General features: G+C 49.0%; 11 protein-coding genes. 1 reads left to right on the top strand and 10 read right to left on the bottom strand.

Annotated elements, in window-relative coordinates:
- Window positions 1-40: 40 nt before the first annotated feature.
- From HWI92_RS22465 to HWI92_RS22445, 5 genes are all read right to left on the bottom strand, one after another.
- Window positions 41-1,564, bottom strand: a complete 1,524-nt coding sequence (locus tag HWI92_RS22465; RefSeq protein ID WP_229248485.1) for a sulfatase family protein — start codon at window positions 1,562-1,564, stop codon at window positions 41-43.
- Between the two features lie 37 nt (window positions 1,565-1,601).
- Window positions 1,602-2,768, bottom strand: a complete 1,167-nt coding sequence (locus HWI92_RS22460; protein WP_204659482.1) for a cellulase family glycosylhydrolase — start codon at window positions 2,766-2,768, stop codon at window positions 1,602-1,604.
- A gap of 153 nt (window positions 2,769-2,921) precedes the next feature.
- Window positions 2,922-3,992: an aminotransferase class V-fold PLP-dependent enzyme gene (locus HWI92_RS22455; RefSeq protein ID WP_204659480.1), complete on the bottom strand. Its 1,071-nt coding sequence runs from the start codon at window positions 3,990-3,992 to the stop codon at window positions 2,922-2,924.
- A 98-nt stretch (window positions 3,993-4,090) separates the two neighbouring features.
- Window positions 4,091-5,998, bottom strand: a complete 1,908-nt coding sequence (gene serA / locus HWI92_RS22450) for a phosphoglycerate dehydrogenase (protein ID WP_204659478.1) — start codon at window positions 5,996-5,998, stop codon at window positions 4,091-4,093.
- A 142-nt stretch (window positions 5,999-6,140) separates the two neighbouring features.
- Complete coding sequence (locus HWI92_RS22445) at window positions 6,141-7,118, bottom strand: YheT family hydrolase (RefSeq protein WP_204659476.1); 978 nt, start codon at window positions 7,116-7,118, stop codon at window positions 6,141-6,143.
- 111 nt (window positions 7,119-7,229) lie between these two features.
- On the opposite strand from HWI92_RS22445, the gene HWI92_RS22440 reads away from it, so the two are divergent.
- Complete coding sequence (locus tag HWI92_RS22440) at window positions 7,230-7,421, top strand: cold-shock protein (protein WP_204659474.1); 192 nt, start codon at window positions 7,230-7,232, stop codon at window positions 7,419-7,421.
- Between the two features lie 52 nt (window positions 7,422-7,473).
- Here HWI92_RS22440 and HWI92_RS22435 read toward each other — a convergent pair whose 3' ends face one another.
- The 5 genes from HWI92_RS22435 to HWI92_RS22415 all read right to left on the bottom strand — a co-directional run bounded on the left by HWI92_RS22435 (window position 7,474) and on the right by HWI92_RS22415 (window position 12,371).
- On the bottom strand, window positions 7,474-8,403 hold the full coding sequence (locus HWI92_RS22435) for a polysaccharide deacetylase family protein (protein WP_204659472.1): 930 nt from the start codon (window positions 8,401-8,403) through the stop codon (window positions 7,474-7,476).
- 2 nt (window positions 8,404-8,405) lie between these two features.
- Entirely contained in the window at window positions 8,406-9,428 is a 1,023-nt protein-coding gene (locus HWI92_RS22430) for an aldo/keto reductase (protein ID WP_204659470.1), read from the bottom strand.
- Window positions 9,429-9,474: 46 nt separating this feature from the next.
- Window positions 9,475-9,855 (bottom strand): co-chaperone GroES, encoded by a 381-nt coding sequence (locus HWI92_RS22425; RefSeq protein ID WP_204659468.1) that lies wholly within the window; start codon window positions 9,853-9,855, stop codon window positions 9,475-9,477.
- A 97-nt stretch (window positions 9,856-9,952) separates the two neighbouring features.
- Window positions 9,953-11,422: an MBOAT family O-acyltransferase gene (locus HWI92_RS22420; RefSeq protein ID WP_204659466.1), complete on the bottom strand. Its 1,470-nt coding sequence runs from the start codon at window positions 11,420-11,422 to the stop codon at window positions 9,953-9,955.
- A complete protein-coding gene (locus tag HWI92_RS22415; RefSeq protein ID WP_204659464.1) occupies window positions 11,412-12,371 on the bottom strand; it encodes a glycosyltransferase family 2 protein in 960 nt (319 codons plus the stop codon). The genes HWI92_RS22420 and HWI92_RS22415 overlap by 11 nt, the downstream gene beginning before the upstream one ends.
- Window positions 12,372-12,388: the final 17 nt, after the last annotated feature.

Below are 12,388 nucleotides of genomic sequence, written 5' to 3'. Positions count from 1 at the left end.
CGAATGAGCGGGATTTTTTAGTTTAATTCCGGACCTGGTGCTACCGGCTTCTTCCGTCCTGTCTGATCTTTTCGAGTCTGGCGGCCATGGTTTTTACTTTGGCCGGATATTTCTCAGCCAGGTTCGTTTTTTCACCCTGGTCGCGGCTCAAGTCGTAGAGCTGCGGTTTTGGATTCGCACCTGTTTCTATACCGGTTAATTCCATGTAAGCTTTTCCTTCACGGGGTTCTATGTATTTCCAGTTTCCCTCGGTTAGCGAGAGTGCTCCGCCCTGTTTGACGAGAAACTCCCTGCCGGATTGACTTTTTCCCAGCAATGCATTCATCACATCATAGCTATCCACGGCGTCAGCATGATCAGGCTTCTGACCCAAAAAGCCGGCAAATGAGGCTAGCAGATCCACCTGGCAGATCAGCGCATCCGAGACAGCTCCCGCTTTAATGCCAGCAGGCCAGCGTGCAATCCAGGGCACGCGTGTTCCTCCTTCAAAAGCGCTGTATTTGCCACCCCGGAATGGGCCCGCCGGCTTGTGTCCGGAAGCCAGTTCCACGGCCCTGTCGGCATAGCCGTCATCAAGCACGGGACCATTGTCACTTGAAAAAATCACCAGCGTTTCGTCGGCAATGCCCAGGTTGTCCAGCGTGACCAGGATCTCACCCACGGTCCAGTCCATCTGCAGGATCACATCGCCGCGCAAACCCATCTTACTCTTTCCTTTGAACTGCGTACTGGGCATTCTGGGAACATGAATATCATTCAGGGAAAAACACAGGAAAAACGGATTTTTGGCATTGTCCTGGATAAACTGTTTTGCTTTGGACAGAAAAACATGCGCAACCTCTTCATCAGTCCATCGTGCCTGCTTTCCACCCGTCATCCACCCGATCCGGCCAATTCCGTTTACAATCGTATTATTATGTCCGTGATCCGGGGATGCCGGCAGTTTAAGCAACTCGGGATTTTCCTTACCCGTCGGTTCATTGCCTATTTTCCTGCTGTAATCCACTTCGATAGGATCAGCGGTATCCAGGCCGGTGACATCATGATCTTCTATGAAAACCGTAGGAACCCGGTCCGAAGTAGCAGGAAAGAAATAGGCATAATCAAAGCCAACCTCATTGGGACCCTGGCTAATCGGCTTGTTCCAGTTGATCTGCTTGCCGGATTCTCCCAGTCCCAAATGCCACTTGCCGACCGTTGCCGTTTTATAACCTGCATTCCTGAAAACGCCCGGCAGGGTAAGCCGGTCCGTAGGAATAATCAGGGCTGCGTCGCCGGGTAGTACGCCTGTACCTTTTTGCCGCCAGGGATATCCTCCGGTCATCAATGCAAACCGGGATGGCGTACAGGTAGCCGAGCTTGCATGCGCATTGGTAAACCGGATACCTTCTTTAGCAAGGCGGTCGAGATGCGGCGTCAGGACTTTTGTAGCCCCGTATACACTCAGGTCACCAAAGCCTACATCATCAGCATAAATGAAAATAACATTTGGCCTCTGAGGTTTGGAACGGAAGGAAAGGAATACCGTTGCAGCCAGCAAAAAGGCAATAGGCCATATCTTCAAACCCCTCATCGGTCAGCAAAATTTACCAAAACCAGAATCATTTGGAAGCCGTCAGGTTTTTGATCAGGTCTGTCTCTGCTTTCCGGTACGGTGTGCCGTCTTTACGGAAAATATCATGAAACCACAGTTCCGGCTCTTTGGTATATGTTTTTTTCCAGCTGTCCCAGGGATAGATCGTTTGTGACTTGCCACTCACAAGTCCCCAGTTAATTGCACCTACGTTGTATTTTTTAGCAACTGGAAGTGACCCTCCGAAAAAGCTTCCGTTTCCTCTGGACATATACTCCGTACAAATAATCGGGCGGCCGTATTGCTGCAGTTGTTTGATACACTTCTCAAACTTGTCGGCACTTTCGTAGTTGTGAAAGGTGATAATATCCGACTGGTCAACCATTACTTTCTCGATCGGCTTCAGAGTATTGTACGAAGTCCAGTCGCCAGCCCAGATTCCGGCGGTAAGCGGCTGCTCAGGGTTCTGGGTTCTTGCCCAGGCAAAGGCCTTGGTCATCAATGGAAGTACATAATCCACTTTATCGGGCAGCTCCACCTTACCATAGGAGCTGGTATTTGGGTTATCAGGCTCGTTCCAGATATCCCATGCAAGGATACGACCATCTTTGGCAAATGCTCCCACTGTACCTTTTACATATCTTTCCAGTCGCGGATGCTGCGTGCTGTCCTTTAATGCTTTCAGCCCCGGACTTTGTACCCAGCCCGAGTTATGCACGCCCGGCTTGGGATCGCGCTGTTTGCCCAGCTCGGGAAAGGGATCCCAGCAGGAGTCGAAAAGAACAAGTACGGGCTTGATATGGTGTTTTTCGGAGATTTTGAGAAATGTATCCAGCCGCTTTACAAAACCCGCTGAATCTTGCTGAAAAAGCAGGTCGTGGAGGTACACACGCATTGTATTCATGCCGATGTTCTCGGCCCATCCCAGCTCTTTATCAATGGTAGCAGTATCAAAAGATTCCGCCTGGAACATTTCAAGCTGGTTGATAGCGGTACTTGGCAGGAAATCCGCTCCTACCGGCCACTTCTGGCCCTCATACCATTTGTTGGCTTCTTCCTTTGTCCATATTTCCCGGCCCGTACCGGAAGCTGCAGTTTCTTCCTTTTTCTCTTCCCCACTTTCCTCCTTTTTGGCGCAACCCGTCCATAACATTCCGGCGAGCAGTGCCCATGCTGTTGTTTTTAGTAGCTTCATTGTAAATCAGATTAAACATGCGTATTCGCTTTAAAGCGGCAAACTGGACATTTCTATTGAAATTATGCACAAACGTCTGCCGGTTTATCACAAAAAAGACCAGGCTGACCTATCAGTCAACCTGGTTTTGCATTTGTATGAAAACAAAAAAATTTAAGCTTTAATCGCCGACAGCAATGCTTCTACCTGTTCACGGGATGTGGCAGGAAAGTTGGCGATACGAAGTTGTGAAGCTTTAAACTGCCCATACCCGCTCCCGATGACCATTCCGGCAGATTTAACTTTTTGGATGATATCAGCGGACGGGATTTCAGTATCAGCCACAACTACAGTCTGAGAGCGGTAAGGTTTTTCTTTTACAAAGGGAGAAAAACCGGGTGTTTTTTCAAGAAACTTATAAATCAGCGCAGCTTTCTGCTCCGTTTCTTTTCGGATATTCTGCACACCCAGTAGGTTGAATTCTTCTGCAATTTTTCCAAGCAGAAAAATTCCCATCACATTGGGTGTAGCTGGCGTTTCATTATTCTGCGCATTTTTCCAAAGAGTAGGCAGGTCATTGTGCGCACCGATCGAATACTGGTTCCGGATCTGCTCTGCCTTGACGAGGCATTTTTCATTAACAATCCAAACCCCCAGTCCCGCAGGCAGGCCGAATGCTTTCTGCACCGAGAAAAATGCGGTATCGATCAGGTTAAAATCAAGGTCGGGATATGGAGCCGAGGACACGATATCCACCGCAATAAACTTGTCGGGATACTTTTGTTTCAGCTTATGGATCTCTGCCACCGGCATCTGGACGCCCGAGCTTGTTTCATTGTGCGTAACACACATCAGCTCGGCATACTCCGGAACTTCAATCTCTGCTGCATTAAACCCCTGCCCCATCGGTTTTTCAAACTTGTGGGCATACTTGTTCAATGCATTGGAGTAGTCAAAAAACTTCTTTGAAAATGATCCGTTAACCAGGTGAAAGCTTTCCAGCTCCACGCAGCTGAACAAAATGCGCTCCCAGGCTTCGGAAGCCGAGCCAAGAAACAAGATTGCATGGGAGTCGGGTACATTGAGCAGTACACGTAGCTGATCAACCGTAAACTTGTGCAGATCGCGGTATTGCTGGCTCCGGTGCGAAAGAGACCCCAGCTGTCCGCTTACAAAGGTTTGTAAATGCTTTTCAAAACTTGGATACAGGTGGGCAGGGCCGGGGGTAAAATACGTTAATGGCATATTCGTATATTTTCAATTAGTGAATTAGTGAATGAGCGAATGAGTGAGTTTTTTGTCCTATTCACTCATTCACTAACTCACTAATTCACTCATTCATTTCAATAGAGCATTCTGAATCTGATTGTACCTTCCAGCTCCCTCACTTCCTGGATAAACTCTTCGGTATAACCTTTTGCAATGTCCACGATCACGTAACCAATATGTTCATTGGTTTTCAGGTACTGACCGGTGATGTTAATGTTGTTTTTGCCAAATATATGGTTCAGCTTGGCTAGAACGCCGGGTACATTGGCATGGATGTGCAGCAGCCTGTGCGAATCTTTCAGTTTGGGCAGCTGTACCTCGGGAAAGTTGACACTTCCGTAAGAGCTTCCATTATTCATGAATTCGAGCAGCTTGGCCGGAACAAAGTGCCCGATATTTTCCTGCGCCTCCTCGGTACTTCCGCCAATGTGGGGCGTGAGGATTACATTGGGCAGGCCGCGCAGCTCGCTCTCAAACATTTCATCGTTTGTTTTGGGCTCTTTCGGGAATACATCCACACCCGCACCTGCTACCTTGCCGCTTTTCACAGCGTCGGCCAGTGCCTGGATGTCCACCACATGTCCCCGTGAAAGGTTCAGGAAAATAACGCCGTTTTTCATCAGGTCAAACTCACGCTTGCCGATCATATTGGTGTTTTCCTTGCGTCCGTCCACGTGCAGACTTACTACATCGGCAATCGCAAGCAACTCTTCGAGTGAGCTTACCTTGCGGGCATTTCCGATGGACAGTTTTTCCACTGCATCATAAAAATACACCTCCATACCCAATGCCTCAGCCACGACTGAAAGCTGGGTACCAATGCTTCCGTAGCCCACCATACCCAGCTTTTTGCCGCGTACTTCAAAGCTGCCGTTGGCCGATTTATCCCAGATACCCTGGTGCATGCTATTGCTTTTACCCACAATATTCCTGATCAGCAGGATCATCTCGCCTACAGCCAGCTCGACCACCGAGCGCGTATTGCTGTAAGGTGCATTGAACACCGCAATCCCGCGTTTGGCAGCCTCTTCCAGGTCGATCTGGTTGGTACCAATGCAGAATGCACCGATGGCCATCAGCCGGTTGGCACTTTCCAGGACCTTTTTGGTGATATTGGTTTTGGAACGGATACCGATGATCGACACATCCCGGATCCGCTCGCAGAGCTCGTCTTCATCGAGTGCACCTTTCACAAACTCCACATTGAAACCTTCATCTTCAAAGGCCCTCAGTGCAGCCGGGTGTACATTTTCAAGCAGCAGTACCTTAATCCTGCTTTTGGGATAGGACTGGCTTCTGCTGAATTTATTATCGAACAAAAAATCGTCGAATGATGTGGCTACATGGTCGGCAACTGCGATCACCCTCGGGCGCTCTACATTTTCTGTAAATGCATAAAACCGGTTGGCCAGGCCTGATGCCTTCAGTTCATAATCTGTATAACCATCCCCGATGGCATATACGTCCCCGGAAAGGTTCAGCTGGGAAAGCACCTTGATTTTACCGCCATCTGTAGAGAGCGCATTCGTTTCGTCAATGCCGGTGATGTTGCCTTCGTCATCAAAAACAAATTCATTGGCATAAACATGATCCGCACGAATGCCCAGCTCTGTTGCCACAGGCACAATAAATTCCTTGAAACCGCTGGAAACAATGTAGATGTAATCCGAGTTTTCGGTAAGGAAAGCCCTGTTTCTTTTGAAAGAATCGGAAATCTTGGTGCGCAGCACCTGTACCAGCTCCTCAATGTGGGAGCGGCTGGCTTTGAGCAGCGCGATACGCTGGCGCAATCCGTCTGCAAACGACATTTCCCCGTTCATCCCCTTGTTCGTCAGATCCGAAATCTTCCCTACCACCGAGTCGCGCTCAGGGTGGCCTTTGAGGGCGATAGCCGCCAGTTCATCCAGCCCTTCCACCTTGGTGAAGGTGCTGTCAAAATCAATGATAATAAATGGTGGTGGATTGAGAGTTAAAGTGGACATTGAAGCAGGGAATAACTGAATAATAACCAGATTGACAGGCTTTGTAACTTGCCCTTTGTTTTGCAACAAGGCACAAAATTACAAATCCGTTTAGATATGACACTAACAAAATAACACCGGGATCAGTTTTGTTGTCATACAGCTAGGTGCCATGCTGCAGGAACTGCAGTGCCCGCTTTTCCGACCAGTAAAACGCATCATCCATCCTGGCCGGCCTGAAACCGCAATGTCCGCCGTCGCGGGTGGCAAGCATCTGAACCTTCGTGTGACTTCGGATCACATCCAGCGGGAGACTTTCAAAAGGTACAATCGGATCATTTTTTGCATTGATAATCATCGTAGGAACAGAAATAGGTTCCAGGAAATGCATGGAGCTGCACTGCTCGTAATAATCGTCTGCGCTGTCGAAGCCGTGAATGGGAGCCGTATAAATATGGTCGAAATCATAGAGCGTTTTCACCAGCTTGTGTGCCTTCACATCTATTTGTTCAGGAAAATGTGCGGCTTTGCTCAGCACCTTCGGTTTGAGTGACTGTAAAAACCGATGCATGTAAATCTGGTTCCGGGGCGCTATGATCGCCAAGCTGCATGCCCTCAGGTCCATGGGTACACTGAAAACAAGCGCACTTTTAATGCGGCGATCAATGCCGCTGCCGGCTTCACCCAGGTATTTGAGGGTAAGATTTCCCCCCAGACTGAATCCCATGAGATGAATGTGCCTGTAACCCTTGCCCAGGGCACAGGCGATCACAGCCGCCAGGTCGTGCGTAGCACCGCTGTGGTAAAAACCGGCGGTCTGGTTCATCTCTCCGCCGCAGCTCCGGAAGTTCCAGGCCAGGCAATCGAAGCCGTGCGCGTGGAGCAGCTTGACCATACCCAGTATATATTGCCGGTCGCTGCTTCCTTCGAGTCCGTGGGACAGAATTACCAGGGGCTTGTCGCCCGGGCTACCTGTATTAGTCCAATCCAGGTTCAGGAAATCACCGTCAGCGGTTACAATTTTTTCACGGTTGTAACTTACGCCCTCTACTTTTCTGAACAATGCAGGGTAAATACTTTGAAAATGCCCATTGGGCAACCAGAAAGGCGATATGCGCTCTTTTAAAAACGTTAAAGACATGGCGCGGCGGTCATGAAAAATGAGGCGAAAAATTTTAACAGTTGCAATTTTACTTTTGGAAATATGCTTTTTCTATCTACATTTGGTTTCTAAAATATAAGATCAATACTAATGGCAGAAGGTACAGTTAAGTTTTTCAATGATTCCAAAGGATTTGGTTTCATTCAACCATCCACTGGTGAGAAGGACATTTTCGTTCACGTTTCGGGTCTTCAGGACGACATCCGTGAAAATGACAAAGTGTCGTACGATGTAGAAAATGGAAGAAAAGGCCCAAACGCAGTTAACGTTCGAGTTATCTAAGTTAAGTCATAAAACATTTCGGAAAGCATGCCCAAAAGCATGCTTTCTTTTTTTATCTCAACTTACCCATTGCTTCAAAAGCCCTCTGCGTTTCCGCATCCTCCGGCTCAGCACGCAATAATCTTTTCCGCTCGGAAGGATCCTGTACCCAGCGGTAAATCCACGAAAATCCCGCATTTCCCGCATAATAGTCGACGGACTTATACAGCGGGTCTTCCAATGCCTCTTCCAGACTAATCATTTTGTATTGCTGCTGTTTCAGTTTCTGCACGATCACAGCGAGATAATCCGTGTTCAGCCTGTTGTCATGACAAAGGTAAATCTGCCTTACCGGGCGGCCATGCAGCACGGTACTCAGACTATCAAAGTAGGCAAATGCTTTCAGGGTCCGGTTTACATACCGTTCAGCCACCTGTCTGGCCTCGGCAGGTTTACCGTTTTTTAATGCATGTTCATAGAGCTGTGTATAAAGCCAGTCTTCACTTTCGACGGTAAACGGCGTGGAGATATACCCGTGTTTCTGCAGGAACTGCTCCATATGCACATGAGCCGCACTGTCTTTACCCAAAGCATTGAATGGAAACCTGAAGTACCGCATCGCCTTTCCGGTTTTTGCCAGCATCTTACCCGTCAGCCCGGCACCTTTCAACACATCTTTTTCGAATACATCCGCTCCTACCTCCCCGTAATTGAAATGTGAGTAACTATGGTTGCCCACTGTGGTATATGGCTTTAAAATCCAGCTTTTCAGGAGCTGGATATTGCCTTTTTCATCACCGGTCTGTTTTAGATTGACCTCATTGATGAATATACCGACAGGTACCTGCAGGCTGTCTAGCCGCCGCTGCAGAACAGAAACATTTCCATCCTCTTTGTACAAATGCACATTGGGCACATCGTCAATGGTGATGGAAACGCTCCGCTGCTGGGCGGTGGCATTTGAAAGGAAAAGAACAGACAGTATAAAAACCAGCTTTCTCATGATCAGCCGGGAATACGGTCTCTGCCCTGGCGTTCAAACATCCAGGCCGGGTACTCCGCTTTCAGGGCGCTTACTTCATTCAGCTTTGCAAGTTCTTCGGCCGTAAGCACCACGTTTGTCGCCGCAATGTTCTCGTGCAGCTGGTCAGGTTTTTTGGCACCGATAATCACACTGGTAACACTTTGCTGATGCAGGAGCCAGGCCAGTGCAACCTGCGCCACGGATACGCCATGGGCAGCAGCGATGGGCTGGATCACATCAATGATATCATATGCTTTTTCCTTGTCAATGGGCGGAAAGTCAAAGTTGTCTCGGCGGTTATCTCCTGCGGGCTGGTTGTCACGGGCGTATTTTCCTGACAAAAAGCCACCTGCCAGCGGGCTCCACGGCATCAATGCGAGGTTCTGGTCCTGCATCATCGGTATGAGCTCCCGCTCAATATCCCGGCCGGCTACAGTATAGTAATGCTGGCAGGCTACAAACCTGGACCAACCGTGCCGCTCCGCAATTCCGTTAGCCTTCATGATCTGCCAGGCTGAATGGTTGCTTACACCCAGGTACCTCACCTTGCCCGAGCGGACAATATCTTCCAGCCCACGCATGGTTTCTTCCAATGCAGTTTCGGCATCCACGCCATGTACATAGTACAGGTCAATGTGATCGGTACCCAGCCTTTGCAGACTTTCATTTACAGAGTCCATGATATGGAGGCGCGACAACCCTATCTGGTTTGGGCCGGGTGCCATGCGACCGCGCACTTTGGTGGCAATAACCACTTCACTGCGCCGGATACCCAGGTCACGGAAAGCCTGGCCCAGTATTTCCTCCGATTTTCCATAGGAGTAAACATTCGCCGTATCAAAGAAGTTGATACCGCTGTCCAGTGCGGTTTTAACAAGCCCGGTACCTTCTTCCTGCTGCAGTTTCCCGATTGCACCCCAGTAGCCGTCGCCGCCGAAGGTCATGGTACCAAAGCAAAGTTCGGAAACCAGTACGCCTGTGTTGCTTAGAAATTTGTACTTCATGCCGGGATCAATTTTGAATGACTGAATAATTGAGTTTTGAAGGGTTTTACTCGAATAAGTCCTCGGACCTTTCCAGCATCAGAATGGAGGATTGCGGCACGATCACGTACTTTTGCCCGTCGTATTCCAGATCAATAGCATTACGCTGTAGGTAAATAGCGAGGTCTCCTTCCTTGGACTGCAGAGGCATGTACTTTACTTTTTCCTCGGTTTCTTTCCACGGCTCGTCCTCGGCTGCTACGGGAATGGGATAACCGGGACCTACCTTAATCACATAGCCGGTCTGCACCTGCTCTCTTTCCGTTACAGTTGCCGGCAGGTACAAACCGCTGTTGGTGCGGTCACTCGGACTCTTGGGCTGGATCAAAACCCTGTCACCCACTACGATCAAACTTTTCAACCGGTTGTCAGATGTTACTTCGTACATTTTTATTTAAAATCTTTAATCAAATGCAAAGAAAAATGGTGTGGCACCAGACTGGCTAACAAAATTTGCCACCCAAATGTTTTCACAAAATCCGTCTTTAAAACTGGAAATAAATGAACTGGTTTTCGGTAACAACGCCCAGAAAGTAGGTCAGGAATGCAATGACCGGAAACAAAATGAAGAACAGCCGGGTGTTTGCCGTGGGAATGCGCTTATAAAAACGTTCTTTGACCAGTAAAAACGCAATCAGGAATACACAGAACCACATTTCAACTGCATTAAAGGGTGTACGCAGCGGGTCGGTCCAGGAGAGGTGAAATATCTTGTTCAAAATAACAAACGACCGCATGACCGGCGCTTCCTTGTTCCTGAAAAACACCCAGGCGATCGTCACCAGAACAAAGGTGAAAAAGATGTTTAATGCTTTGGTAAATGCATTCTGCGGGATTTCAACCCCTGCTTTTTTCAGCCACTTATCACGCAAAGAGGCAGTGACCTGGTAGGTGCCGTGCAGGCCGCCCCAGATCACGTAGTTCCAGCTGGCTCCATGCCACAATCCGCTGACGAGAAACACAATAAACTGGTTGACATATTTCCGGAACTCCCCCTTCCGGTTACCACCCAGCGGGATGTAGAGATAGTCTTTAAACCAGGACGAAAGCGAAATGTGCCACCTGCCCCAAAACTCAGAAACCGACGACGATGCATAGGGTGAACGGAAGTTGTCCATCAATGTAAAACCCATCACCCGCGCGGCTCCGATCGCAATGTCGGAGTAGCCCGAAAAATCACAGTAAATCTGGAATGCAAAAAATACCGTCGCAACAAGCAGTGAAAGTCCGTTATTACCGGCAACATCGGCATAGGCATAATCCACCACCTCAGCCAGCCGGTCGGCAATCACGATTTTTTTAAACATACCAAAGGCCATTTGCATCAGCCCCTGCTTCACCTGCTCAAAGTCGTATTTGAAATAGGCATGGTACTGCCACAGCATGTTCTGCGGGCGCTCGATAGGGCCGGCAACAAGCTGGGGGTAAAACATGACATACAGTGCATAAATCCCGAAATGGCGCTCAGCCTGCTGATTTCCGCGGTACACCTCAATGGTGTAGCTCATGGCCTGGAAGGTATGGAACGAAAGTCCGATCGGCAGCAGCACCCGGCCCTCGCCCGTCACCATCCACTCCGCAATGTTGCCCGGAATGAGGCCCGTGAGGGGTGGCACATATGGCCGCAAATGTGCGCCCTGCAGAAGTGTATTGACGGAATCCTGTAAAAAGTCGTAGTATTTGAAAAAAGCAAGTATGCCAATGTTAGAGATGAGGCTGAGTACCAGCAGCATTTTTCTCTGGTTCCTGCCCTGCGATTGTTCGATCCAGATACCGGCATAGTAATCGATTACGATCGTCCCGAAAAGGATCAGGATGAACACCGGCTTGAAAACCATGTAAAAGTAGCAGCTCGTCAGCAGCAGCAGTATCCAGCGTCCGCGCCACGACAGGCTGAAATACGCCAGTGTGACAACGATAAAGAAAATAACAAACTGGATGGAGTTAAACAGCATCGGTCGACTTGTACTCTCGGTTGACTATTTCCTCTTTGATGATGAACAGGGGGCGGTTTTTGGATTGAAAAAAGATGCGAAGGACGTACTCGCCAATAATTCCAAGCGCAAGCAGCTGCACCCCGCTGAAAAGGATGATGACAAATAAGAGAGACGTAAAACCTTCAATCACGTGGGCAAAAAACATTTTTTTGATCACCACCACCAGGAAGTAAACCAGTGAAATCAAAATCGCCAGCACGCCCATGCGGCTCATGAACTTCACCGGAAACTCACTGAAATTGAAAATACCATTGTAAGCCAGTCCGAAAAGCTGCTTGAAAGAATACTTGGACTCCCCGGCTACACGTGCATCCCGCTCATATTCAAAACCCACCTGCCTGAAACCGATCCAGGAACGCATGCCGCGAAGGTAGCGGCTTTCTTCCGGCATTTTGTTGAGCACATCGACTACCCGACGGCTGATCAGCGCAAAGTCGCCGCTGTCGAGCGGAATCTCGACGTAGGATATGGATCGTAAAATACGGTAAAACAAGTGGTATCCGGTACGCTTCACCAATCCCTCTTTCCGCTTCTTGCGCACTGCGTACACCACGTCATTACCCTCCTGAAGCAGCTTGTAAAACTCCGGCAGCAGCTCGGGCGGATCCTGAAGGTCGCCGTCAATCACAAACAATGCCTCTGTTCCGCGCGCCGCTGCAATGCCTGCCGTAAGTGCCAGCTGATGCCCGTGGTTTCGCGACAGGAAAACCCCGTGGTACCGGCCGTCGGTCAGTGCAAGCTGGCGAATCCGCAATGCAGTATCGTCCCGGCTTCCATCGTCAATCAGTACCACCTCTATCGCAAGCGGACTTGCATCCATTAATGCATTAATTCGCTGAACAAGCAGGGGAAAGGACTCGGATTCGTTGTAGAGCGGGGCAACAATGGAAATCTGAGGGGTTTTCAAGAGACTGGCGTTTTTTT

Source organism: Dyadobacter sandarakinus (assembly GCF_016894445.1).
In the GTDB taxonomy this organism is placed as follows: domain Bacteria; phylum Bacteroidota; class Bacteroidia; order Cytophagales; family Spirosomataceae; genus Dyadobacter; species Dyadobacter sandarakinus.
Note: the sequence above shows the minus strand (reverse complement) of the source record. Positions and strands in the feature narration are given on the sequence as shown.